This window comes from Photobacterium minamisatsumaniensis, from assembly GCF_050336695.1.
In the GTDB taxonomy this organism is placed as follows: Bacteria; Pseudomonadota; Gammaproteobacteria; order Enterobacterales; family Vibrionaceae; genus Photobacterium; species Photobacterium minamisatsumaniensis.
This window is the reverse complement of record NZ_JAKJSI010000016.1, coordinates 43,868-69,133: the sequence shown is the minus strand read 5'-3', so window position 1 is coordinate 69,133 and position 25,266 is coordinate 43,868. Positions and strand designations below refer to the sequence as shown.

The 25,266-nt window shown below is 42.5% G+C and carries 22 protein-coding genes; 11 read left to right on the top strand and 11 right to left on the bottom strand.

The window, feature by feature from the left end; genetic code table 11:
• Positions 1–51: 51 nt before the first annotated feature.
• From L4D78_RS08240 to L4D78_RS08215, 6 genes are all read left to right on the top strand, one after another.
• Positions 52–1,053 (top strand): ArsJ-associated glyceraldehyde-3-phosphate dehydrogenase, encoded by a 1,002-nt coding sequence (locus L4D78_RS08240; RefSeq protein ID WP_428466464.1) that lies wholly within the window; start codon positions 52–54, stop codon positions 1,051–1,053.
• 102 nt (positions 1,054–1,155) lie between these two features.
• A complete protein-coding gene (arsJ, locus tag L4D78_RS08235) occupies positions 1,156–2,388 on the top strand; it encodes an organoarsenical effux MFS transporter ArsJ (RefSeq protein ID WP_428466463.1) in 1,233 nt (410 codons plus the stop codon).
• Between the two features lie 85 nt (positions 2,389–2,473).
• A complete protein-coding gene (locus L4D78_RS08230) occupies positions 2,474–3,127 on the top strand; it encodes an HAD family hydrolase (protein WP_428466462.1) in 654 nt (217 codons plus the stop codon).
• A gap of 66 nt (positions 3,128–3,193) precedes the next feature.
• Complete coding sequence (locus L4D78_RS08225; RefSeq protein WP_428460513.1) at positions 3,194–3,460, top strand: hypothetical protein; 267 nt, start codon at positions 3,194–3,196, stop codon at positions 3,458–3,460.
• A 508-nt stretch (positions 3,461–3,968) separates the two neighbouring features.
• The gene (gene ald, locus L4D78_RS08220; protein WP_428466461.1) at positions 3,969–5,084 is read left to right on the top strand and encodes an alanine dehydrogenase; all 1,116 of its coding nucleotides are present in this window, start codon (positions 3,969–3,971) and stop codon (positions 5,082–5,084) included.
• Between the two features lie 359 nt (positions 5,085–5,443).
• A complete protein-coding gene (locus tag L4D78_RS08215) occupies positions 5,444–5,830 on the top strand; it encodes a universal stress protein (RefSeq protein WP_428466460.1) in 387 nt (128 codons plus the stop codon).
• 176 nt (positions 5,831–6,006) lie between these two features.
• Here L4D78_RS08215 and L4D78_RS08210 read toward each other — a convergent pair whose 3' ends face one another.
• Together L4D78_RS08210 and L4D78_RS08205 are read right to left on the bottom strand one after the other, a co-directional pair.
• Positions 6,007–6,654 (bottom strand): murein L,D-transpeptidase catalytic domain family protein, encoded by a 648-nt coding sequence (locus L4D78_RS08210; RefSeq protein ID WP_428466459.1) that lies wholly within the window; start codon positions 6,652–6,654, stop codon positions 6,007–6,009.
• Between the two features lie 532 nt (positions 6,655–7,186).
• On the bottom strand, positions 7,187–10,354 hold the full coding sequence (locus tag L4D78_RS08205; RefSeq protein ID WP_428466458.1) for a chitinase C-terminal domain-containing protein: 3,168 nt from the start codon (positions 10,352–10,354) through the stop codon (positions 7,187–7,189).
• Positions 10,355–10,782: 428 nt separating this feature from the next.
• Here L4D78_RS08205 and L4D78_RS08200 point away from each other — a divergent pair, with 428 nt between their 5' ends.
• Complete coding sequence (locus L4D78_RS08200; RefSeq protein WP_428466457.1) at positions 10,783–12,015, top strand: EAL and HDOD domain-containing protein; 1,233 nt, start codon at positions 10,783–10,785, stop codon at positions 12,013–12,015.
• Between the two features lie 111 nt (positions 12,016–12,126).
• On the opposite strand, the gene L4D78_RS08195 is transcribed toward L4D78_RS08200, so the two are convergent.
• Positions 12,127–12,789: a YccT family protein gene (locus L4D78_RS08195; protein WP_428466456.1), complete on the bottom strand. Its 663-nt coding sequence runs from the start codon at positions 12,787–12,789 to the stop codon at positions 12,127–12,129.
• Positions 12,790–12,966: 177 nt separating this feature from the next.
• Between L4D78_RS08195 and L4D78_RS08190 the strand changes: the two genes are divergently transcribed.
• Positions 12,967–13,725 carry a sulfite exporter TauE/SafE family protein gene (locus tag L4D78_RS08190; protein WP_428466455.1) on the top strand — a complete coding sequence of 253 codons (759 nt, stop codon included), beginning with the start codon at positions 12,967–12,969 and terminating at the stop codon, positions 13,723–13,725.
• A gap of 76 nt (positions 13,726–13,801) precedes the next feature.
• Here the strand turns inward: L4D78_RS08190 and L4D78_RS08185 are convergent, their stop codons facing one another.
• Positions 13,802–14,992, bottom strand: coding sequence for a class I SAM-dependent methyltransferase (locus tag L4D78_RS08185; protein WP_428466454.1), 1,191 nt, complete (start codon positions 14,990–14,992; stop codon positions 13,802–13,804).
• 401 nt (positions 14,993–15,393) lie between these two features.
• Between L4D78_RS08185 and yccX the strand changes: the two genes are divergently transcribed.
• Positions 15,394–15,666: an acylphosphatase gene (gene yccX / locus L4D78_RS08180; protein ID WP_428466453.1), complete on the top strand. Its 273-nt coding sequence runs from the start codon at positions 15,394–15,396 to the stop codon at positions 15,664–15,666.
• Between the two features lie 61 nt (positions 15,667–15,727).
• Here yccX and tusE read toward each other — a convergent pair whose 3' ends face one another.
• Together tusE and L4D78_RS08170 are read right to left on the bottom strand one after the other, a co-directional pair.
• Positions 15,728–16,057: a sulfurtransferase TusE gene (gene tusE / locus L4D78_RS08175; protein ID WP_428466452.1), complete on the bottom strand. Its 330-nt coding sequence runs from the start codon at positions 16,055–16,057 to the stop codon at positions 15,728–15,730.
• 137 nt (positions 16,058–16,194) lie between these two features.
• On the bottom strand, positions 16,195–16,848 hold the full coding sequence (locus L4D78_RS08170) for a Bax inhibitor-1/YccA family protein (protein WP_428466451.1): 654 nt from the start codon (positions 16,846–16,848) through the stop codon (positions 16,195–16,197).
• 356 nt (positions 16,849–17,204) lie between these two features.
• On the opposite strand from L4D78_RS08170, the gene L4D78_RS08165 reads away from it, so the two are divergent.
• Both L4D78_RS08165 and brnQ read left to right on the top strand, forming a co-directional pair.
• Positions 17,205–17,921 carry an SDR family oxidoreductase gene (locus L4D78_RS08165; RefSeq protein ID WP_428466450.1) on the top strand — a complete coding sequence of 239 codons (717 nt, stop codon included), beginning with the start codon at positions 17,205–17,207 and terminating at the stop codon, positions 17,919–17,921.
• Between the two features lie 289 nt (positions 17,922–18,210).
• On the top strand, positions 18,211–19,485 hold the full coding sequence (gene brnQ / locus L4D78_RS08160) for a branched-chain amino acid transport system II carrier protein (protein ID WP_428466449.1): 1,275 nt from the start codon (positions 18,211–18,213) through the stop codon (positions 19,483–19,485).
• 36 nt (positions 19,486–19,521) lie between these two features.
• On the opposite strand, the gene L4D78_RS08155 is transcribed toward brnQ, so the two are convergent.
• The 5 genes from L4D78_RS08155 to L4D78_RS08135 all read right to left on the bottom strand — a co-directional run bounded on the left by L4D78_RS08155 (position 19,522) and on the right by L4D78_RS08135 (position 25,013).
• Positions 19,522–20,268 (bottom strand): amino acid ABC transporter ATP-binding protein, encoded by a 747-nt coding sequence (locus L4D78_RS08155; RefSeq protein WP_428466448.1) that lies wholly within the window; start codon positions 20,266–20,268, stop codon positions 19,522–19,524.
• Between the two features lie 34 nt (positions 20,269–20,302).
• Positions 20,303–21,424 (bottom strand): amino acid ABC transporter permease, encoded by a 1,122-nt coding sequence (locus tag L4D78_RS08150; RefSeq protein WP_428466447.1) that lies wholly within the window; start codon positions 21,422–21,424, stop codon positions 20,303–20,305.
• Positions 21,414–22,580 (bottom strand): amino acid ABC transporter permease, encoded by a 1,167-nt coding sequence (locus L4D78_RS08145; RefSeq protein ID WP_428466446.1) that lies wholly within the window; start codon positions 22,578–22,580, stop codon positions 21,414–21,416. Before L4D78_RS08145 ends, L4D78_RS08150 begins: the two co-directional genes overlap by 11 nt.
• An 87-nt stretch (positions 22,581–22,667) precedes the next feature.
• On the bottom strand, positions 22,668–23,864 hold the full coding sequence (locus L4D78_RS08140) for an amino acid ABC transporter substrate-binding protein (protein WP_428466445.1): 1,197 nt from the start codon (positions 23,862–23,864) through the stop codon (positions 22,668–22,670).
• 222 nt (positions 23,865–24,086) lie between these two features.
• On the bottom strand, positions 24,087–25,013 hold the full coding sequence (locus L4D78_RS08135) for an SPOR domain-containing protein (protein WP_428466444.1): 927 nt from the start codon (positions 25,011–25,013) through the stop codon (positions 24,087–24,089).
• Positions 25,014–25,266: the final 253 nt, after the last annotated feature.

Sequence of the window (25,266 nt, the reverse complement as noted above, 5' to 3'; positions counted from 1 at the left end):
ATATATACGAAAAATCGTATGTAATATCGTAAGTATTGAGGACATTGTGTTATGGCTATTAAAGTGGGTATCAACGGTTTTGGTCGTATTGGCCGTTTAGCGCTTCGTGCAGCATTCGATTGGGAAGAAATCGAATTTGTACAAATTAACGATGTAGCTGGCGATACCAAAACGTTAGCCCATCTACTTGAATTCGATTCTGTACAAGGACGATGGAATCATGCCGTTACTTCAGACGGTGACTCAATGCTCATTGGTGATAGCGTTATCCGTTGTACCCAAGAGCGTGATATCGATGCAGTTGATTGGTCTGGTTGTGACGTCGTGTTGGAAGCAACAGGGGTACACCGCAAGGTTGAGCTGCTCAATAAATATTTAGCTCAGGGCGTTAAGCGCGTTGTTGTTTCTGCACCAGTAAAAGAAGCGGATGTGTTGAATGTAGTTGTAGGTGTAAACGATCATCTATTTGATGCTGATAAACATAAAATTGTGACAGCAGCATCTTGTACGACGAACTGCATTGCACCTGTTGTAAAAGTTATTCATGAAAAACTAGGTATTGAGCAATCAACATTTACGACAATTCATGACTTAACCAATACACAAACTATCCTTGATGCACCGCATAAAGATTTACGTCGCGCACGTGCTTGCGGTATGAGCTTGATCCCGACCACAACAGGTTCAGCGACAGCTATTGTTGAAATTTTCCCTGAGCTTAAAGGCAAAATTAACGGCCACGCAGTACGTGTACCACTAGCCAATGCTTCTCTAACGGACATTATTTTTGATGTGAGCCGTGATACAACAGCAGAAGAAGTGAATGCGATGCTAAAAGAAGCTTCTGAAGGTGAATTGGCTGGTGTATTAGGTTTTGAAGACCGTCCGCTTGTATCTATCGACTACAAAGGTGACCAACGTTCGACTATTGTAGACGCGCTATCTACCATGGTTGTTAATGACCGCATGGTAAAAATTTATGCTTGGTATGATAACGAAATGGGTTACGCGACTCGTACCTCTGAACTAATTCGTAAAGTTGGTTTAGCATAATACTAAACAGAGCTATTTCTCTGTGAATGTAATTCCCTATAGGCTCTGCATTTCAATCAAGTGTAGAGCCTAGTTTAAATAAGACAGTAGTGAGCATTTGTCATGATAAAGGCATTCTCTAACCTTTCCAAAGACGTCCGTCAGTATGCATTGGTTACCTTTAATTATTGGAACTTTACGATAACTGATGGTGCGTTACGCATGTTGGTCGTGTTGCATTTTCACCAGCTAGGGTACTCTTCATTACAGATAGCTTCGCTATTTTTATTTTATGAATTCTTTGGTGTTGTCACGAACCTGATAGGTGGCTGGCTTGGAGCAAAACTGGGTTTAAACCGCACGATGAATGTGGGGTTAGGCATGCAAGTGTTTGCCCTATTGATGCTAGCTGTACCCACGGCATACCTTACCGTGCCTTTGGTGATGTTTGCACAGGCCTTATCGGGTATAGCAAAAGATCTCAATAAAATGAGTGCTAAGAGCGCGATTAAAACCCTTGTCCCGAACGACCAGCAAGGGGCGTTGTATAAGTGGATTGCGATACTGACAGGTTCGAAAAATGCGTTGAAAGGTGCGGGTTTCTTTATTGGCGGATTATTATTGACCGCAATTGGTTTCCAATACGCTGTAGTGGCAATGGCCACAGTGTTGCTGGTTGTGCTTGTCATGAGTCTGACTTGGCTTGATAAAGACATGGGAAAAGCAAAACAAAAAATTAAGTTTTCGCAAATCTTCTCGAAAAGCGGCAGCATTAATATCCTGTCCGCAGCGCGTATGTTTTTGTTTGGCGCACGTGATGTATGGTTTGTTGTGGCGTTACCACTGTACCTCAGCCAGGTATTCGATTGGGATCATACGTTAGTAGGTAGCTTTTTAGCCGCATGGGTAATTGCTTACGGCCTTGTTCAAGGTATCGCACCTAAAATAACCGGAAAAGCAAAAGGCGTTGTGCCTGATGGACGTGCTGCAATGGGGTGGGCGGGGCTACTTGCATTGGTCACAGCTTTAGTAGCTATTGGGGTACAAGCCTCATGGCAGCCTGAATTGACGATTGTTGTCGGTTTATTGATTTTTGGTGCTGTCTTTGCGATTAACTCATCGCTTCACTCATACCTTATCGTGAGTTATGCAAAAGACGATGGCGTGTCTCTGGATGTCGGCTTTTATTACATGGCAAATGCCATGGGACGTTTAATAGGTACGATCTTGTCGGGTTGGGTATATCAAGTCGCAGGCCTTGCTGCTTGCCTGTGGATTTCATTTGCATTCCTTGCTATCACGACGGTTATCTCTCTTTGGCTCCCTGCGCACCCTAAGGTAGAAGTCGCCAATTAGTTATAGATAGCCATTCGATAAAAATTCAGAATGATGACTGCCTAGTATATGATACCGTCCGTCAAGAAGAATGATGGAGAGTTCAATGCAGGCAGTTTGTTTTGATTTTGATGGTACGCTAGTTGATTCGGAAGTTTTCCATGCCGAAAACTGGTGCGATTACCTGCAGTCTTTAGGTGCCGATTTCTCGGCGACCACTTTTCTTCGTGATTATGCTGGTGTGCCATGGGTGAAAGTGGCAAAGGCGTTATATGGGCATTTTTCACTATCAGTTAACCCTGATGTGATGGTGACCGAAATGGAACGGCTCACGCATCAAGCCATTATTGAAAAAGGTATTCCGCCTAAACTCGGTGCTGAAGAAATCCTCAAGCGGTTACATGGTACATTACCACTTGTGATTGTGACTGGCGCCCCAAGGGGTTATGTTGAAGGTATTCTAGGGCTGCATGGCTGGCTGGATTATTTCGATCATATATTTTGTGGTGAAGACGTACCAGCAAACAAACCCGCACCAGACATTTACCAATTGGCTTGCCGAACATTAGGTGTTCAGTCGCATCAAGCTGTTGCAATAGAAGACAGTTTAACAGGGGCTCATTCTGCGACTTCGGCAGGTTTGAGGCTGGTTGTCGTAAACGACACTCACCCCATAGGCGATCAACTAACGCCTTATTGCTATCAAACGTTGATTGATGCGCAAATTGGTCAAAACCAATGGCTTATTGCTTCAGGCTAATTAGCTTTTGGTTAACAGGTTATAGTTACATTAGAAAGATATTCCTTTTAACGAAGTAGGCAGAAAATGGATAACGAAGAAATCATGACTGGTGAGATGCTAGTCGAGACGATTAAAAACCAGATTGAAGAAGGTAACCCAATTAAGGTTAAAGAAACCTTAATGCGTTTGATGATGACAGGCACACCACGTGAAGAAGCGATTGAAATGATGGCTTGTGCGCTTTCTGTTGAGGTGTTTGATGTTGCTAAAAATGACGCTTCCTTCGATTTAAAGCGTTACACAGAGAATTTAAATGCATTACCTGACATGCCGTGGGATTTTGAAGACTAGTAATAGTGATATGACAATCAAATTTTTCCTTTAAAGCCACTTATGTGGCTTTTTTGTTGCCAGTTGGTTGTGGGTTGTTTTTTATTTGGTATTTTGTTTGCGAGCTGCTGGCTGAATCATGAAAGGGGGATTGTGAGCTGGTTCTCTCTTTATATAGCTTTTTATGCTAAATATTTCGATCTTCCTCACTGTATTTCCTTCCAATTACGTCCATTTACCTCTTTATAGTCACATTTAACATAATCGCCAGTAGTTTAATAAACTGCTTAACTCGCATTGTGGTGGTGTTTATCACTGGTTAGTTGGGTTGATTGTAATATTCAGCTCTACTTTGGAGGTATAAGTTAGGATTTTAGTGTGTGACGCACGTCAAAAACGGGTTATTGTGCTACTTTAGAATAAAATATCAGTTTGTTTTGTTGTATATAAGTTAAAAAACGGTCACACATTCCAATCTTTTTTCATTATTGTGTATATAACTTCTAAACAAGGCAGCAAGGATACAAAGATGATTATTGGTGTACCTAAGGAAATTAAAGTTCATGAATACCGTGTAGGTATGGTTCCAGCATCCGTTAACGAAGCAGTTGCACATGGTCATAGTGTGTATGTCGAAACGAATGCAGGTGTTGGTATTGGCTTTAGTGATCAAGATTACATCGATGCAGGTGCTCAGATCCTGCCTACAGCAGAAGCTGTATTTGCCGAATCTGAAATGATTGTAAAAGTGAAAGAGCCACAATCGGTTGAGCGTGCAATGCTACGTGAAGGCCAGATTCTATTCACTTATCTGCACCTTGCGCCGGATCCAGAGCAAACTCATGACTTAATCAACAGTAAAGCTGTTTGTATTGCATATGAAACGGTAACTGATGACCATGGTCGTCTACCTCTTCTAGCCCCAATGTCTGAAGTAGCTGGTCGCATGTCGATCCAAGCTGGTGCTTTCGCTCTTGAAAAATCAAGAGGTGGACGTGGTATGCTGCTTGCTGGCGTTCCTGGCGTTGAGCCTGCGAAAGTGGTTATTATTGGTGGTGGTGTTGTTGGTGCTAACGCTGCGCAAATGGCTGTTGGTATGCGTGCAAATGTTGTTGTTCTGGACCGCAACATTGATGTTCTACGTAACCTTGATGCCCAGTTTGGTGGCGATGTACAGTGCGTATTCTCAACGAAAGATGCAATCGAGAAGCATGTGCTTGAAGCCGACCTTGTGATTGGTGGTGTTTTAGTCGCTGGTGCTGCTGCACCGAAGCTAGTTACTGCTGAAATGATCAAGAAGATGAAGCCTGGTGCTGCGATTGTCGATGTGGCTATTGATCAGGGTGGTTGTGTTGAAACATCGCATGCAACAACGCATAGTGATCCAACTTACATCGTTGACGATGTTGTGCACTACTGTGTAGCAAATATGCCTGGTGCTGTTGCTCGCACTTCTACTTTTGCACTGAATAACGTGACTTTGCCTTACATTCTTAAGTTGGCCAATAAAGGCTATAAAGCTGCTCTTCAAGAAGATAAGCACCTTCTAAATGGTCTTAATGTCTACCGTGGTCAAGTGACTTGCGAAGAAGTGTCTGAAGCATTGGAAATCCCATTCATTACACCAGCACAAGCAATTGCTTAACTTAGCGATGCTTTAAAACTAAACCCTTGCTAATGCAGGGGTTTTTTGTGTCTTATGGTTCTGATGCCAAAGGCCATTTAAGGTAATATAACGCCTCTATGAAAGCGTTTCTGACAGCTTCCTTTTACTCCCAATTGTTTTCATTCATCGTGTCGCAAAAACTGTCATCCAATCCGAACTAAGTACATATTGATGTCGCCGCTAAAGCCATGTAGCAATTAAAACGTAAGGGTTATGTCCTCTATTTGATTGAGAGTCAAGCCGCATACTTTATGGTTTTTCTTGGTTTCTGGATTAGAGTGTGCCTCTCCGATGCTAGAGTTAAGGTAAGCATATGGCAACGAATTGGATGAGAAGTGATGAGCTATAAGCACATATTAGTGGCGGTTGATTTATCTGAATCCAGCCAGACAGTTATTGATAAAGCGATCTCATTAGCTACAGGTACTAATTGCAAACTCTCATTTGTTTTTGTAGATGTTGATAGGGTGGTTTTGGCTCGAAAAGAAGAGCAGACATTACAACAAGAGTTACAAACACTGGCTGATCAGAGTGATTATCCGGTTGAAGAAACCTTAGTCGTTATCGGCGATCTCCATATAAAACTATCTACAATAGTTAAAAAAATGGATGTCGATTTAGTTGTTTGCGGCCACCATCATAAGTTTATGAGTCGTCTATTCTCATCTATCCCGAAGCTGGCAAATGCCGTAGAGGCCGACTTATTAGTTGTGTACCTTGACTAACGCCATTTTAAATTAGTTGAATATGCTTGATATAGAAAAGGGTCGTAACACTTGGAGATGTCTCCATTTACGGTTATTTACTGTGAACTGGAAATGGATTTTACTTGGAATTGAAAAAGAAAAAACAGTGATAATATTTATATCACTGTTTTATAATGATAATTGTTAATTTAAGTTTAAGCTGTTGCGTAAATAACACTTCCACCTTTAATCATATCAATAATTTCTCTAGATAGTTCTGTTGGTAAAGCTGGGCAACCCCAACTTCGGCCTAAATAACCATTACGTTTAATAAATGATTTCGTTGCGTATTCAGCACCATGAATAACGATGTAACGACGACGGGCGTTGTCATTCACACCATGGGTTAAACCATCTAAGCGTAAAGAGTAACCATTACCACCATAGTAGGTTGTATCTGTCAGGAACGTACCAAGAGAGGTTTGACGTGAGTCAACAGTGTTCGAAAAGCTTGTCGCCTGTTTTCCACCACTATTAACGCCATGCGATACAAATGTCTTATAAACCAGTTTGTTACGCTTTAGGTCTATTACAAAAAAACGTTCTTTTGTTGACGGTCTTCCGTAATCAATAATGGTTAGAAGTTGCTTTTGACGGCCTTCAGTTTCAAAGTAGGCATTATAGCCATCTTTAAATACTTGATAATTAATAATTCCTTCTAGTTTAGCTTCTTTATATACATGCTTAATGATGATGTCTGGGTTTGATTCCTTTGTATAAGATTGGGTGCTTACAACACTTGCAGATACGTGAATCGGAAGGGCAATCATTGCCAATAAAATAAGGTGAAGTATTTTTTTCATTGTCCGTGTAAAACTATTAATTGTGTGGTCTATGACGATAGTGGGGTGACTCTATCATAAAATTTGGAGTCTTTTATTATTTGGGAAAGGTAGGGTAGCAACAGGGCAAGACAAAAAAATCAGGTTTTATTTTATATATTTGATTAAAAAATCTTCTATTACAGATAATTAAAATGAATTGTTTTTTTATATCCTAATTAATCCTAATCGTATTCCCTAAATGCTAAATTGTGATTTTACTTGAATTCGATGACTATAATTAACTGTTTGTTAAGCACAAAAAGTTAGAAACATTTTGTAAATATTGAATTATCAGTCTTTAAACTGTTTGGTTGAAAAATGAGCACAATATCTCGTTTTAATCTGACTTAGAAAGTGATGTTAGCTAGGAGTGTGCATTTAATTTAATATTGTATAGGTTATGTAGTAGCTTTAAAGTGATCGCAACCTATATGTAATGTTCTGATAGCTAACCAATGAAATGGAAAAAGCGCAGGAAATAGCCTGCGCTTTGGTGTTTTAATGATGAGAGTTAGATATTACACACTGTTGCCCAGCTACCATCACTACCAGGTGTAGAGCTTGTCCACCAATTTGCCTGATAAACCACGCCATTGTGAATGACCTTATCGCCTTGATTGGCGTGGCTTGGATTACCTGCCCAGTCGGTCTGCGGCAAGTCAGGGTAAGTACTTAGGCCAGCAGTATCACATGAACCACCATTATCGCCGCCACCGTTATTACCGCCGCCATTATTTCCACCACCAGCGGCAATATCACCTAGTGGCAGATCAGGTTGTTCGAACTTAAAGGCGTAGTCTTTACCATTAATGTTGACGCTATAGTTCGCAGGGCCTGAAATTGGTAGGTAGTAAACCATATCAAGTTCATATGTGCCGCCAGCTGGTAGGCTCTTCCAGCTAGGAAGGCTAAAGGCTGCACGGTGCATTGGACCATCTAAACCACCAACATTATTTGCACGAGTATGCCCTGAAGATATTACTGTTAGCCCGCCACCAGATTGATCTTTCGCGTTATCAGGTGCAGAAACAGGTATATCAAACTGGAACTCAGTTCCCCCAGGGATCTCTTGTCCAGTGTTGTTGGTAAAGGTAACTTTCGGGTTTATTGGGTAATTTTGGTCACCGACTTTAAAGCCTCCGACAGAAACAGTTATATCAAGCGCTTCTGTTGGGATGGCTCCTGTAGCCACTTTATTACCATAAGGTGTCGCGGATTTGAACTTGTCATATATTGCTTTGGTCATAGTGTTACCCATATGGTACTCACCATTACCTGTCTTACATGCGTTCTCTGTCGCATCGATTGAAGCGGTACGATTGCCGTTTGCATCAAGTACGTAACAGCTATAGTCCCCTGCAAGTTCCCAGAACATGATACCGCCGATTTCTTTATCGATAACGTAATCAGCTTTTACATTGATAGAGGCTTTATCTTCGGTTGACAGGAAGACTTGTTTCTCTGCGTTCCAAAGCCATGGTGCAACAGCTACATCATCGTAATGACGTGTATAGCTACCTACAAGCTTGTCTTGTGGATCGTTAACAGGATCTAAACCATAGGCTGAGGTATAACTGCCGAAAATGCCTTGAGCAAGGTTCATAACGTGCCACATAGGGTTTGAGCCTGCGCCCATTTCTTGCCCTAGCGAGTTTTTGTCATGCCACATGTTGTCAATACCAACAGCACCATGGCCACAGTTATTCTTCTCACCTTCACCTGTGCCCGGAGCACAATCGGCTTGGTTTGGCAGGGCAGCACGTCCCCAAAGGCCGTTTTCACCCCCAGTTACGCCTTGCCAGCCACGGGTGTAATAAGGAACACCAATGTTAATTCGTCCTGCTGGCATTGAACCGCGGAAATAGTGGTAAGCCCAGTCAGTATTGAGGTAACCAATACCACCGTAGGCTGCTGTGCCGTATACATTCCATTGTGCTAGTTCAGAATCTTTACCTGTGTCGTACAAGGCGGCATTGTGACCGACGTGGTCATTCCAAGCACCATGCAAGTCATAAGACATGATATTGACGTAATCAAGATACTGGGTGACATCAAATGTTTCCATACCACGTAGTAGATAGCCAGATGACGGTGCGGCAATCGTTAGCATGTAGTGAATACCATCTGTAGCAGATGCGCTATCTAGCTTCTCACGCAAGACCTTCATCAGTACCTGATACGATGCCCATAGGTGAGGGCGACGTGGCTCCATAAATGCCTTGTCATCAGGGTTACCAGCACCCGCCATGGATGTTGGATATTCATAGTCAATATCTAAGCCATCAAACTTATACTTACGCATCATTTCAACAGCGGAGTCAGCAAATGTCTGAATACCTGCGTGATTGATACTACCGTCAGCATTGGTTGTCATGGTGTAGAAGCCACCGTCAGCAATACGGTCGCCATTTGGTCCGAAGTGTCCGCCAGTTTCTGCCCAGCCACCAATAGAGATTAATGTCTTAACGTCGTGTTTAGCTTTTGCTGTGGCAAGTGCCCCGAAGTGGCCCTTGAAGCCAAGCGCAGGATCGACTTCAACACCGTTCCATTCCATACCCACTGCTGGGTTAGTTGGGTCGGTAACATCACCAACATTGACTTTACCATCAGTACCGATACTGACGAATGCGTAGTTGATATGGGTCAGTTGCTCCCACGGGATGTCACTGACTAAGTACTGAGCCTGTGGGTCGTCACCAGCACGCCAACTTGTGAAGTAACCGATAACACGGCGAGGGTGATCTGCCCCCATGAGTTCACGGCCTTGCTCATCATACGTTGTACAGTAAGGTACGTTGACCCCTTCAGTTTGGTATAGCCCATCGGGACGACAGGTCTGGGTCGTTACTCCACCGTTTACAGTTAGCGTAATAATGGCTGAATCAGAGGTTCCACCAAGATTATCGGTGGCACGAGCGTAAACGTTAATACTACCTGCTTGTGTCGGGGTATAAGTCAAAGTATAGGGAGCAGTGGCAGCTGTGCCGACTAAGCTGCCATTTGCGAAGAAATCAACTTTATCTATTTGACCGTCACTGTCTGAAGCTGAAGAGGTTAAGTTGACTGCACCGCCAAGCTCAATGGTCGATGTTGATAATGAAAGATCAACATTGGGTAAGTTATTGGCTATATCTTGCACTGAAATAGACAGAGAGGATTCAGTAGTTGCACCTTGGTCATCAGTTGCGACGACTTTTAGGGTGTGTTGGCCACTTTCTGCTGGCCAATTGACGGCAAAAGGTGCTGTCGTTACAGATGTGATGAGTGATGAACCTACGTAGAACGAAACACTGGCAATACTGCCATCGGTATCAGTCGCATCTGCAGAAATGGTAAGAATATCGCCGGTAAGGATTTGGTCGGTACCGGCCGGTGACGTGATTGATACAACAGGTGGCTGATTGACAACACCTGTTGAGCAATCATCAACGAACGACCATTCTTGGAATGAACCAGAATTCGTACTTGGGTTATTGCCTTGGCTCCACCAATTCGCTTGGTAGACTTTGTTCGACTCCTGAACCTGAGCACCACCAGAGTATGACGCAGTGCTGCTCCATTGATCGACTGTGCTGCAGTCCATTGCAGCCTGAACATTGAATGCCGTGAGGCATGAAACAGCGAGAGTGCTGAGCTTAAATGCTCGGCTAAACGCCTTTCCTTGTTTCGAATGGTTCATTATTCATCCTTAAGTTATTGATATTAAAAATTGTATTGACGTAAATCGGCATTCAATATCTTTTGTTTTGCCGTGAACCAACTATAGGCAACATGCTGCTATTAGCATCGACTTTTATTCTTATTTCCAAAATAACTCGCAAAAAAATGTTAATGATATGTAACATTGCTCGTGTTGTTTTGCACCGAGAACAAAGTTGCCGAGCTGTTAACGATAAATTTGCCAGTAAAAATACATCTGTAAATGTGATGGAAGTGACATTGTTATAAGTAAAAAGGATGGAACGAGGATCACAGGTTTGACTTAGGTAAGAACTGTTTGTATAAATCGGTAGATAGATAGGATGTTTCTTATTGGTCACAAGCTCACTTCATGGATGACGACGAAAGGGAAATAGCTAAGTGGTCGGAACCACTAGCGGATTAATCATGGAATACTCAGCTGTACGCCAACCAATATACAATGCCAGAAAAAACAAAGTTGCTTTTCAAATTAGCTTTTGGAACAGTGAAAAACCAGCACTTCAAACAATACCTATAACAATATTTGACGATCAATCAGATCCTAGAAAACTCAATGAGCTGATAAACCGTTCAGGGTTAAACCAATATGCTGAAAGTAAGACACTTATTATTTCTTTTCAACGTGTCGCTCTTCAACGCTTGTTTAATTACTTCTTCTCATCTCATGGCTTAGTCATAGAGGTTAATGAAAGCGAACGTCTCGATGATGAACTTTTGGTGTTATTGAAGGCGGGCCATAAACTTGGTTATTCGATCATAATTAACGATAAGGCCTTACTGCCGGGAAATGAAAGGTTTTTAAAATTTTGCAGTCATGTGAAGGTGAGTGCGAAGAGTCAAGATATGGCTACTATTGAGCAGCTAACCTTGAAAGCAAAATCACATAACTTACGTGTAATTATCGAGCATATTACTTCAGATGAAGAGTTTGAGTACTATCGGAACTGTAAAGCTGATTTTTATAAAGGCGATATCTTCTCTAAACAAAACGTAGTTGAAACACGTTCTAACAAGTTGCATGAAGGTGCGCTACTAACCCTATTTCAACATGTAATGGCTGAAGATTATTGCTATGCCGAACTTACCGATATCTTAGCCGCAGATGCAAAGCTTACGCATAAACTACTTCATTTTCTAAATTCAGTCATGCATGGACGAAAAGGTAATATTTACTCAATTAAACAAGCAGTTTGCTTTATGGGTGAAAACAAGATGAGAAAGTTTGTTTCTCTTCTTACGACACAAGAGCTAACAGTGACTCGACCAGAAGATATTTACCAACAATCAGTAAGTCGAGCACGCTTTTGCGAGCTAATAGCCATCAATTCAGGCTGTAACCGCTCCATTGCAGATAAGGCTTTTTTAACGGGGTTATTTTCAAACTTACCTGAGATGTTAGGCCTTGATATGGAAGAAGCGATTGATACGATGAAAATTCATCGTGATATTAAATTGGCCTTACAAGGAAAAGAAAGTAATTTAAAGCATTATATGGATATGGTCATTGCATATGAAAAAGCCGATTGGCAGGTTTTAGAGCGCTTGGTTGAGAAAGGGCGTTTGTCAGCAGGGCTATTGCCGAGGCTTTACCGGCAGATGCTACAAGAGGTAAGAACCGAAACTTTTATCGTTAGCTAGTGATACTAATTAGGTATATTCTTTCTCTGGCAATTCGATAAATTAAAGAGCCGCTTAACTAAAATGTCCAATTTAACGGGGTCACTTCAGCATACGGCTCTTACTTAATGCTTATTCGGCATTAATTTTAGCTTTGAAACGTTGGCGTGTCGCTTCATCAGCTTGTTCATACCAGTAGTTCAGCATATTCTCTGATACATTTCTGGTTTGAGATGCGTTTTCAGCTGTTTTAGCTGGTGACGTTGCTGCTGGAAGTTGGGTTGGCGTTGCAGTAACTGCAGGTAAAGTTGAAATCGTTGCTGCAGAAGCGACTGCCGCGACTTTACCTGATTGGTTGTAGGCTGCAATCTCAGCTTCGTAGTCACGACCAAATTGTAAGCCATGTTTTATCAGTTTATCTTGCTCGAAGCTGATATTTTCACCGTTGCTATTAATCAGCATAAAGTTAGGCGATTTATTAAACTTGCGTGTATCTTGAGCGGATCGTAGCTTAGGGAACTCTAACTTTAAGGTTTCATCAGCTTCATTAAACTTCATGATAATGACATCAGATTTGAAGATTTGATCATCACCATTTTCACGGAAAGTACCTTGGTAGCGGAAAGCGACTTGGTTTTCACCGTTCTTTAGTGTTTGAGTGTCGTTGCCATCAGCTTCAGTGCCGTTAATCAGTACCAGCTCAGCGGGAAAAGGTAGCTCAAGCTTTACATCAGCAAAAGAAGGGAAGCTAAGGCTGCATGCTGTCATTGCAATTAGCGCAGTGCGAAGTTTCATAGGTGTTCCTTGAAAAATATGATTATGACAAACAGACTGTTTCAAATTGTAATCACAGCAGTCTGGCGCTTTTTACCTGAACATAGGCTGAATCATAGCGACTATCGAAATGAACGTAATAATAACAAAGTAGAATTTATTCGCCTAGCCACATTATAGAATCAAGGAATGATCTCAATGGATATAACATTACTGCATATAGTAATGCTGGTTGTAACGGGTTTCCTAGCAGGAATCATTAACACTTTAGCGGGGGGAGGTTCGAATTTAACATTGCCAGCGCTGATGGTAATGGGGATGCCCGCTGAAGTGGCAAATGCCACCAATAGGGTGGGTGTAGTGGTTCAAGGACTAACGGGCTTAATAGGGTTCAAGCGGCATGGGAAGCTAGATAGTACTGATACTGGCCCTATCATGGTGCCGACAATTATTGGTGGGCTGTTAGGGGCCGTTGGTGCGGCTTATGCCCCTTCTGATTGGATAAAGCCGTTACTGCTTGGCACAATGCTAACTATGGCATTAGTGATTTTACTAAAGCCGTCAGTTATTGCGCCTTCGTTAGGGACAGAGCCTAGAAAGGTACGAGATACTCCAAGTTCATGGTGGGGGTTAGGCATCGCCGGATTTTACGGCGGCTTTGTCCAAGCCGGTGTTGGCTTTGTATTGATTGCAGCTTTGGCGGGTACATTGCGATATGACCTCGTTAAAGCGAACGCCCTGAAGATGCTGTGCACACTGGTGTTTACCGCTGTTGCTTTAGGGATATTTATCTTTGAGGGGCTAGTACTATGGGCTCCTGGGCTCATACTTGCAGCGGGTACGATGGTTGGCTCACACATTGCCGTGAAGTTTGCCATAAGTGCGAAACCTGAAACGTTGAAATGGTTTCTATTTGTGATGACATTATTTGGCTCTGTTGCCGCAATGCTGATGTAGTCACATTACCAAATAGACTGCTTTCAGGCATAAAAAAACCAGCATAAAGCTGGTTTTTTTGGTTGCTTGTTTGTCGTTATTTAACGTAACAAGCGAAGCCTTTTAGGTAGAAACCTTCAGGGTAAGCACTGTCTAGCGGGTGATCGGCAGCTTGGCTGAATCGCTCAATAAACTGTACTTCACGGTGTGCATCTAATGCTGCATCTGCGATGATCTTTTGGAACAGGTTATTGTCCATAAGGCCAGAGCATGAGTAAGTTAGTAGCGTGCCACCCGGATTCAGAATTTGCATCGCCAACATGTTGATGTCTTTGTATCCACGACAAGCACCGACAAGCTGAGATTTACTTTCAGCGAATTTCGGTGGATCCATGATCACGACATCAAATTTCTCGCCACGCTCACGGTATTCACGTAGAAGCTTGAATACATCTGCATTCAAAAATTCAGCATTTTCGATCGGGTAGCCGTTCATTTCAGCATTCATGCGTGCGGTATCAAGCGCAGGTTGAGAAACGTCAACGTTAACAACTTTACTTGCATTCCCTTTAAGCGCGTAAAGGCCAAAGCCGCCGGTGTAGCTGAAGCAGTTTAGGACACGTTTTCCATCAACGTATTTTACTGCGGCTTCACGGCTATCACGCTGATCAAGGTAGAAGCCTGTTTTGTGACCACCAACGATATCGACATTAATTTTAACGCCATTTTCTTCAATAGTGACAAACTTCGGTGGCTCTTCACCAGAAAGTACGCCAGTACGTTGCTTAAGGCCTTCTTTTTTACGAACTGAGACATCAGAACGTTCATAAACACTACACTCTGGGTAGCAAATATTTAGGGCTTCGATAAGTGCGTCTTTTTGTACTTCAGCACCTGCGCTTAAAAGTTGGCATACTAAAAAGTCTTGGTAGCGATCGATTGTGATACCAGGAAGACCATCAGACTCAGCCGCGATAAGGCGGTAGCCTGTTAAACCATCACGTGCCGCGAGAATATCGCGTAAGCCTTGGGCTGCTTTTAGACGTTTTACAAAGAAATCAACATCAATCGCTTCGTTACGTTCAAAAGTCCATACTCGAACGCGGATCTGAGATTGCGGTGAAAAGGCACCACGTGCTAACCATTCACCCTTATTATCGAAAACATCGACGGTTTCGCCAAGAGAGGGCTTACCCTCAATGCGTTGAATACCACGAGAGAAAACCCAAGGGTGGCGGCGGCGAAGAGATTTTTCACGGCCTTTAACCAGATATATTGCAGCTGTCATGACATGCCCAGTATGGATGTAGGAATGGTCGCGTATTATGTTGTTGATACCGCGGAAAAGCAACTAATCAGTGGATATACACGGCCTCAGAGTACAATGCCGTTGAAATTGATACCTTAGAGCCAGTGAAATAGCGTAAACCCTAGAAATAGCCCCTGCAAGGCAACGAGTTCTGTGATGCACCGATTACCAATATCGATAAGTGATATATATAACAATATAGAAGCACTAGCTTGGTGATCTGAAAGAATATTGGCGGTTGTTTGTAACTGCTATGTCGTGATTTCAATACGTTGCCTATGGGCAGTGTCGACTAAAATGGAATGTATGTTGAAATTAGCGAAACTTAACGGCTAATTAAATTATTCATCTGGGAATCTATAGAATCCTCAAGGAGACATATGTCGGATATTTGCGTAAAAGCACTGATTACGGGCATGGTACAAGGGGTGGGCTTTCGGTTTCATACCGCTCATGAAGGTTTGAAGTATGGATTAGCCGGGTACGCAAAAAATTTACCGGATGGGAGCGTGGAAGTATTGTTGTGTGGTCATGAAGAGCAGGTGGCACAATTATTACATTGGCTGAATGCTGGCCCTAAAACATCAAGAGTGGATAGTGTTGTAGCAGAAGAAGTATCGTGGCGGCACATCGATGGTTTTGAGATAATGTGACATGCGTTAGGTATGTTAGAGATATAAAGGCGAGCCTAAGCTGCTCGCCCCTTATCGATGATTAAATACACTTCACGGGTTTAGGCAAACCAGCAAGCTTTGTTGCTTGCTTAGCAGGCCCTTTCGGAAAGAGTTTATAGAGATAACGAGAGTTACCTTTTTCTTCACCATATTTTTTAGCCATGGCTTTGACGAGCATGCGTATGGCTGGTGAGGTATTAAACTCTTTATAAAAGTCACGCACGAAGTGAACGACTTCCCAATGTGCTTCCGTCAGGGTGATTGCTTCTTCTTCTGCGAGGAGAGGAACAAGCCCTTCTGACCAATCATCAATATTTTTTAGATAGCCATGTGCATCGGTATCTATTTGTTTGCCGTTGAGTTCAAGCATGATAAGCCTCGGTATTTGGAACGGGCAAAGAATAGTGACTATTGAACAAGGCTGCAAGTACCTGATACAAAAATCCAATAGTAAAAAAGCGCCTTTCGGCGCTTTTTTTATTCGTTAGTATTTACGACGATTAATGATTAATCGTTATTACCCATGATACCTAGAATTTGAAGCAGGCTTAGGAATAGGTTGTAAATAGAAACGTACAGCGTCACTGTCGCAGAGATGTAGTTAGTTTCACCGCCACGAATAATGTTCTGTGTTGTAAGCAGGATAGCTGCAGACGAGAACAGAACAAACATGCCGCTAATGGCAAGAGATAGCATTGGCATCTGTAGGAAGATATTTGCTACAACAGCAACGATAATCGCAACGAAACCAGCAAGGATCATACCGTTAAGGAACGATAGATCACGCTTAGTAGTTAATGCGTATGCAGAACAGGCCATGAAGGTCAGTGCTGTACCACCAAGAGCAGGAACAATAGCTTGACCCATACCAGCGCCAATGTACATGTTCAAAATTGGCCCAAGGGTGTAACCCATGAAACCCGTTAGAGCGAAGGTAAAGACAATACCTAGACCACTATCACGGTTCTTTTCTGTTAGGAACATTAAACCGTAGAAGCCAACCAATGTAATGATCAAGCCTGGGTGAGGCATGTTCATCGCCATCGACAAACCTGCGACAACGGCAGACCATACAAGCGTTAGCGATAGTAGAAAATACGTGTTACGTAAAACTTTGTTAGTAGGGATACTCCTACTTACAATGGTATCAGATGTATACATACAGGATTAACCTCTAATGACGAAAACTGTTTACAGTTACAGCAGAGTATCAAGTCAGCAACAAGTTCACAAGTCGGGTAAATCCTGACTTGTTTAAGCAAGTAAAACAATAAGCTACCGATTATGGCTATAACGTCTGTAACTCCATTATAGCCAAGGGGATAAATGCTCATAAGGACAAACATGTAACAAAGGGTGAATTACGTGCTTTGTGACGCTGTTTTTGATCACGAAAACCGCTCATTACCCTCTAATTTTTGCTTATAAAGCAAAACAGTTATGCAGCTGGATATATGGTTTGCTTTTTATGATCGCATTATCGTGTTGTTCAATATTCACGAAATAAAGACAACACTATGATTGATAACCAGCTAAAAACAGCGACGGTCGCTGCAGCATTTTCTGTTACCGCCCAAATTATTATCGAAAAGCTTATCGCATCAGGTACAAGGGTCGTTGCCTATGGCCGCAAAGGTGATGAAGAACGTGTTGAAGCGCTAGAAGCAAAATACAACGGCAAGCTAACTGTTCTGTTAGGCAATTTAGCGGATGAACTGGAAAGTAAGCAACTGCTTCAGCAAACATTAGATATTCTTGGCACTATCGATGCTCACTATCATTGCTCTGGCGTGTTTACTTGGGAACACTGGGAAACGATTGAAGTACGTAAAGTAGCTGAGTTATATGAAGCCAACTTTCTTACTGCATTTGTATTTGGCCGTGAAGTGTATAAAGCGATGAAGCTTCAAAAAGGTGGCGCAATGGTGTTTGTGTCTGCACGAGATACCATCAGGAATATCCAAGCGGGGTTCGGGCCATATATGGTTTCAAAAATGGCGTTAAATGGCATGGTTGAAAGTATGGCAGCTGAAGGCTACGAGTATGGTATTAAAGTGAATGCTGTATTGCCGACTGTAATTAATACGCCTGTTAACCGAAAGGTAATGCCTGAAGTGGCACCAAATGGTTTTGTTGATCCAAATGAAATGGCAGATTTTATGATTGAAATTAGCCAGCCATCGAAAACGAACTTAAGTGGTTCGCTAATCGCATTTAGCTCAAGTATGCAGTAAGAATCAAGTCCGCTTTATCGCGGACTTTCTTTTGCTTGCTTAATAAAACAACAGTCAGCAAAGTGGCTATATACATTGGTGTTAAATACATCTAAGTTAAGTCCATTACTTAATCCGAGGATAGAACAATGTGTTGTGAAAATATGAAAAAAATCTGTTCTGTCGTCAATGTCGTCGTGGTCATTATCAACCTACGCTGACATTTATTCATTTCGTCAGCAAAGCTGGCGGATTGAGAACCTACAACACTTCCTATCTATAGCTAGCTGACTAAAACAAGGCTAGCACATTGAAAAAAACTGAACTCATTGCCATCGGCTTTATGACATTTGCACTATTTCTTGGTGCAGGTAATCTTATATTTCCTCCACTGATGGCACAGCAAGCCGGTGAAAATTGGCTGATTGCAATCGCTGGTTTTCTGGTTACAGCTGTCGGTATCCCAACACTCTCGCTTGTTGTATTAGGTAAACTGCCATCAATGCATGAATTAACGGCAGGATTACCGCGTTGGATGGACCGTACCTTTTGGGTAGCAACATTAACAACACTGGGACCGGCATTTGTATTACCCCGTGCTGTTACCGTCGCGTATGAAATGGGCATTAAACCTTTTGTCTATGACGATCATCTCTTTCTATTTTCCATTTCATTCTGCGTTGTATCTCTGATGTTTGCCTTAAAGCCCGGCAAGATGGTTGATTACATCGGTAAGATCATGACACCAGCGATGATTGTTATGTTATCAACACTGGTTATTGCGGCTCTTTTAAATCCGCTTGGCACAACGACAGAGGCAGTCGGTGTATTTAAAGATCAAGCTGGGGTGAATGGCGTTATTCAAGGTTATATGACACTGGATGGTGTTGCTTCGGTGGCATTTGGGTGGGTGATTATTCGTACTATTCGCAGTAAAGGGGTCACGAAGCCTTCCGATATATCAAAATACAGTAACTGGGTTGCGGTAATTTATGCGGTGTTAATGTCTATTTGTTATGTGTCGATGGGGTACTTAGGATCAACGTCTTCAGATGTTGCTATCAATGCGACGAATGGTGGTGAGATTTTAACGCTATATGCGGCAGGTGAATTTGGTACTGTAGGGCAATTACTACTCGCGGTACTTACTATTGTGACTTGTCTAAGTACGGTTGTAGGCCTTACAAATGCAAACAGCGAATATTACAATCATACGTTTGGTATGCCTATGCGGACTACCTCTATCATTATCATCGCACTAACTGCTGTCGTGTCGAATGTTGGTCTAGAGACAATCATAGAACTGAGCCTTCCGGTCATTTTAATCTTATGTCCAATTGCGGTTACGCTGATTGTAATTAATGCGACATTACCAAAGTCCAAGTGGCATAGTATTGCTGTCGGTGTTGCCGCTCTTTTTGGTGGTGTTGATACGTTGAATATTTTGGGCATGATGCCTGAAGGTGAGTGGACGTCGATATTCCCGCTTTATAACTCGCACATGAGCTGGCTGTTACCTGTGCTGGCTGTGATCTTTATAGCGAAACTGATGAGATACAAAGTGAATCAAACCGTAAGTGCTTAATATTTAATAGAAGCGGGGTTAGGCCTCGCTTCTGTTTTAGTGAAGGATCTGATTTAAAAATAATTGTGTACGGTCAGACTCTGGATTATCGAAGAAGGCCTGCGGTGAGTTTTCTTCAATAATTTCCCCCATGTCCATGAAGATAACCCTATCCGCAACTTGGCGGGCAAATCCCATCTCATGCGTTACGCAGATCATAGTCATCCCCTCGTTGGCTAATTCGACCATGACATCAAGTACCTCTCTGACCATTTCAGGATCAAGCGCCGAGGTTGGCTCATCAAATAGCATTATTTGTGGTGTCATGCACAGAGAGCGAGCAATAGCGACTCTCTGTTGTTGGCCACCTGATAATTGTCCGGGGTATTTATTGGCTTGTTCTGGAATTTTAACACGCTCCAAATATTGCATAGCAATCTCAGAGGCTTCTTTTTTCGGCAGTTTTTTTACCCAAATGGGTGCAAGCGTGCAATTTTCTAATACCGTTAAATGAGGAAAAAGATTAAAGTGCTGAAAGCACATGCCAACTTCTTTTCGTACTAGTTCTATATTTTTTAGATCACTGGTGAGTTCGTTACCTGCAACAATAATATTGCCTTTTTGGTGCTCTTCCAGCCGATTAATACAGCGAATTAACGTTGATTTACCAGACCCTGATGGTCCACAAATTACAATTTTCTCACCTTTATTCACTGTTAGATTGATATTTTTAAGGACATGGAATTGTCCGTACCATTTGTTGACGTCATCCATCGTGATCATAGCTTGTGTCGATTTTGTCATGATAAAGCTCCTTACTCTAAGCCATTCGGTGGCATCAACGTTTGTGACCCGTATGAAGTTTTCTCTCTAAGAAAATGCTATAGCGCGACATGCCAAAGCAAAATACCCAAAAGACCAAGGCAACAAACACATAGCTTTCAGTGGCAAATCCCAGCCATTTCGGATCGGTATTCGCGGCTTGGCCAATGCCAAGTACATCAAACATACCAATAATCAGTACTAAGCTTGTATCTTTGAATAGGCCTATGAAGGTGTTAACAATAGAAGGAATTGTGATTTTTAAAGCTTGCGGTAAAACAATAAGATACATTTTTTTCCAATAAGTTAAGCCTAATGCATCAGCTGCTTCATACTGTCCTTGAGGTATTGCTTGAAGTCCCCCCCGGACGACCTCGGCCATGTAGGCGGCACTAAATAACACGACACCAATTAGTGCTCTAAAAAGTTTATCGGTCTCTGCTTCGGCATTAAGAAATAAGGGCAACATCACTGATGCCATGAAAAGTACTGTGATGAGCGGCACCCCTCGCCATATTTCAATATAAACGGTAGATAAACTACGAATAATCGGCATTTCAGATCGTCGGCCGAGGGCTAACACAATACCTATGGGCAGGGAAACGACAATACCGACGATCGCGATGACCAACGTAACGAGTAAACCGCCCCATAAGTGGGTTTCAACAATAGATAGCCCCCATATCCCCCCATAGAGTAGTGCTGCAATGAGGAAGGGATAAATATTAACGAAAAAGAGCCATATCCATTTTCTGCCCGGTGTTTTTTCATAGGCGATAAGCGGCAAAAAGAGAGCAAGGGTAAAATAAAACAATTGCGGGCGCCAAAGTTCATCTTGAGGGTAAAAACCGAACATGAATTGTTCAAATCGTACCTTGATAAAGACCCAGCAAGCCCCTTCACGCGAGCAAGCATCACGAGTTGTTCCTACCCAGTCTGCATTAATAAAAGCCCATTCAGTGATACTCCAAATTGTCGTAATAGCGTAATAACCCAAAACAAATGTCACAATGGTATTAAACGCGTTAGAAAAAAGGTTATGTTTCAGCCAGTTTATAACACCAATACTACTGGCTGGTGGTGCTTGATCCGGTTGAAAAACGTGCTTTCGCTGATTGGTACTTTTATCATCGTTCAATGAGAGCCACCTTTTTGTTATAGATGTTCATCAGCATTGAGGTAAACAGGCTAAGGCTTAAGTAAACCGCCATTGTCATCGCGATTATCTCTATTGCCTGCCCTGTTTGATTTAATGTTGTGCCAGCAAAAACCGAGACGAGGTCAGGGTAACCAATCGCCATAGCAAGTGACGAATTTTTGGTTAAATTAAGGTACTGGCTTGTGAGGGGAGGAATGATAATTCTTAAGGCTTGTGGGATAACAATTAGGCGTAGCGTTTTCCCTTCAGGTAACCCAAGCGATAAGGCTGCTTCGGTTTGGCCGTGGCTGACAGCGTTGATGCCTGAACGGACTATCTCGGCAATAAATGAAGCGGTATAGATACTTAAGGCCATTAGCAAGGCGGCCAGTTCAGGAATAATCCCAATGCCACCTTGAAAATTAAAGCCTTTCAGTTCTGGGTATTCAAGGTGTATGGGTTGTCCGGTAAGGAAAAAACTCAACAGTGGCAAGCACACGATAAGGGAAAGAGAAAATAAGAGGATAGGGTATTGCTTCCCGCTTAGCTGCTGTTGCCGTTTTGCATATAGGGTGTAGATAACCGAAAGTATGATGGCCGTCATTATCGCGACGGTAATCCACCCCGCACCCGGTTCGAAAATAGGTTTGGCAAAATATAGGCCACGCACATTCAAAAATAAACCGTCACCAATCGCCATGCTACTGCGTGGAGAGGGAAGCGCCTGCAACACGGCAAAATACCAAAAGAAAATTTGCAGCAGTAAAGGAATGTTCCGAAAAATTTCAATGTAAACAGCAGCGCAACGGCTGACTAGCCAATTGGAAGAAAGGCGTGCGATACCGACGACGAAACCAATAATGGTTGCGAGTATCACCCCGAGTACAGAGACCAGTGCAGTATTCAGTAAGCCGACAAAAAATGTTCGGCCATAGCTAAATGTCTCATCATAGTCGATGAGCGTTAAGCCTATTCCAAACCCTGCTTCTTGCGATAAAAAGTCGAGCCCTGTTGCGATGCCTCGTTGCTCAAGGTTTGTTAGTGCATTGCCGACGATGGTGTAGACGAAAAAAAATAAGATAAAAACGGCAATGGCTTGAAAAATAATTGAGCGAAAAAGAGGGTTATACAAGAGGTTTGCTTTCTTTGCAGACAAAACATCACATCCTGTTGTGGGGTTAAGCAAATTGATTTAAATGAGATTGCGGGGAACATAGCTCCCCGCAAGATACGGTGTTAACCGCTAACGAATAGGTGGGGCGTATTGCAGGCCACCATCAACCCATAAAGCATTCACACCACGCTTTATCTCCAGAGGAGAGCTCATGCCAACGGTGCGTTCGAAGCTCTCGCCGTAGTTGCCAACCTGCTTAAGGATTTGGTAACCCCAGTCATCATTCAGACCCAGCCCTTTGCCTTTCGGGCCATCTTCACCGATAAGGCGGCGAATATTAGGGTCATTCGATTTTTTCATGTCATCAACATTATGCGAAGACACACCAAGTTCTTCAGCATGTAACATGGTGTTGTGCGTCCATTTCACTATATTGAACCATTGATCATCACCTTGTCGTACAACGGGGCCTAATGGTTCTTTTGATATGATTTCAGGCAACACGATGGCCATTGATGGATCTTGCAAGTTAAGGCGTAAGGCATAAAGCCCTGATTGGTCGGTTGTAAGGGCATCACATCGGCCAGCTTCAAACCCTTTAACGGTTTGTGCTGCCGTGTCAAAAACAACAGGGTTATATTTCATTTCTCGGTAGCGGAAATAATCAGCAAGATTTAGCTCGGTTGTGGTGCCTGATTGCACACAGATAGATGCGCCATCAAGCTCAGTCGCACTTTCAACCTTGAGATCTTTGTTGATCATAAAGCCTTGACCGTCGTAGTAGTTAACGCCAGCAAAGTTGATACCCAAGGCCGTGTCACGGTGAAGTGTCCATGTCGTATTACGAGAAAGCACATCAATTTCACCCGATTGAAGTGCAGTAAAACGCTCTTTTGCCGTAAGAGGAATGTATTTCACTTTTGATTTGTCGCCTAACGTTGCAGCAGCGACTGCTTGGCAAAATTCGACATCGAGACCTTCCCATTCGCCTTTCTCATTAGGGTTAGAAAAACCAGGTAAGCCCGTACTAACACCACATTGAACATAACCTTGATTTTTAACTTTAGCGAGGGTATCTGCCGTAGAGCCACCTGCAGAGAGTTGTTTTTCTAGTTTGGCGATTTTTTCTTCTAGTGCAACTGTGTCACCTGATAGCTCAGTCGAAACGGATGTTCCTGCACTTGCAAGTTGCTGTTCTAATGACTCGATTTTTGACTGTAATGATTGGATCATTTCTTTGTCTTGACTGCTGCCACTCTCACCACAACCAGAGAGTGCAAGAACAAGAGATGAAACAGCGAGGGTATATGAAATGGGTTGGTTCATAGCTACGTCCTGTCGTTCCTAAATCAAAGAGGAAAAATCTTTAAAAGGCATAAACCAAATGGCTTACTTTTATTTTGGTTTGATAAAAGTATAGAAACACTTTGAAATACTTCTAGTTAACAATTTTATAACGTTCGATTTGAGGGAGGGTAAGTGTGTTTTATATGCACGACGAAGGTCACATCATCGTGCATAACTGAGTCTTTAGGATTTAGGGAGGAGCTAACTATTTTCTGCGACGCATGCCGTATAAAGTAATGCTAATGGGCGGTATTCGTCGTACTTACCGTTACGTAAGTTTAATGTTTTGATTTCACCTGTGTATGGGTTAATCGTATCTGACCAATAGCTGTTGGTGATAGGCCAGTGGTTCCTTAGGAGAAATCGTTGGCCATATGTTTGTAGGTGTTTAAGCTCGTCATAGGTTGGTAACCTTAAACCAAATCGTTCACACCATTGGCCAGCACTCTGAATATTGGTTCGTGACCAATATTGCTCGTTTTCTTTTACAAAGGCGGGCGGAAGCGTTTTGTCTGATTGAATATTTTTAGGCTGATAATATTTAATATTATTAAATGTAAATGAATAAATGGCGGAGTCTAAGACAACACGCTCTTCAATCAGTGTTTGCTTACTCACCGGAACAGTTTTTGTTGTGGGACTTTGTTCTTCTTCAGCAGCGGCTTGCAAAATAGGCGCTAGTTGCTTAGCACTAGCTTCTACAACGATTGGCCGCTGGGTTTGCCTAATAAACGTGCTCTTAACGTCGATGTTTGCAAGTTTTACTTTCGCACTTTCTGCTTGAGTATGATTATTAAACGGCCCAATTAAGCAGCGGTATTTGTTCCCATCATTAATCAAGTAACTGCTCGCAGGAAAAGTACCTGTAATGGAAGACGAGAATTTTTTTGCTGGTATGGCTTGGCTGTAATTACACTGAAGCCAAAAGCTGCCCTGATGCTGTTGCGGATCTCTCCCCCATAGCCCAGTACCGATATCACATTGTTCATTAAGGCGCTGCCAGCCAGACGTTAACGGTGTAGCCGAGCAGGTTAAAATATCGTTAGGCTGCGGCTTTGCAAGCGAAGCTGGCACAGAAGACAGAAAGATGGCGCTATATAATAGCGTCGCGCTGAACTTACTTAACATCGTGTCACATACTCTAAGAAATAGTATCCCTGCCTAATAAGAACATAAAAATGATCATAAGAAACGGTTACTAAATAGATATTGATCACAAAAAAAGAATTGCTCATTAAATGTTATAAATACCGTTATCAAAAATCTTTTAAATCAGAATACTAGCACTGTAAGTAGTCGATTTATTGCGCGTGCAGGTAGATGTTTGTTCTGTTGTGGGTTTTATAAGAAATAAGACTTTACAGCGAAAAATGAAAATCGT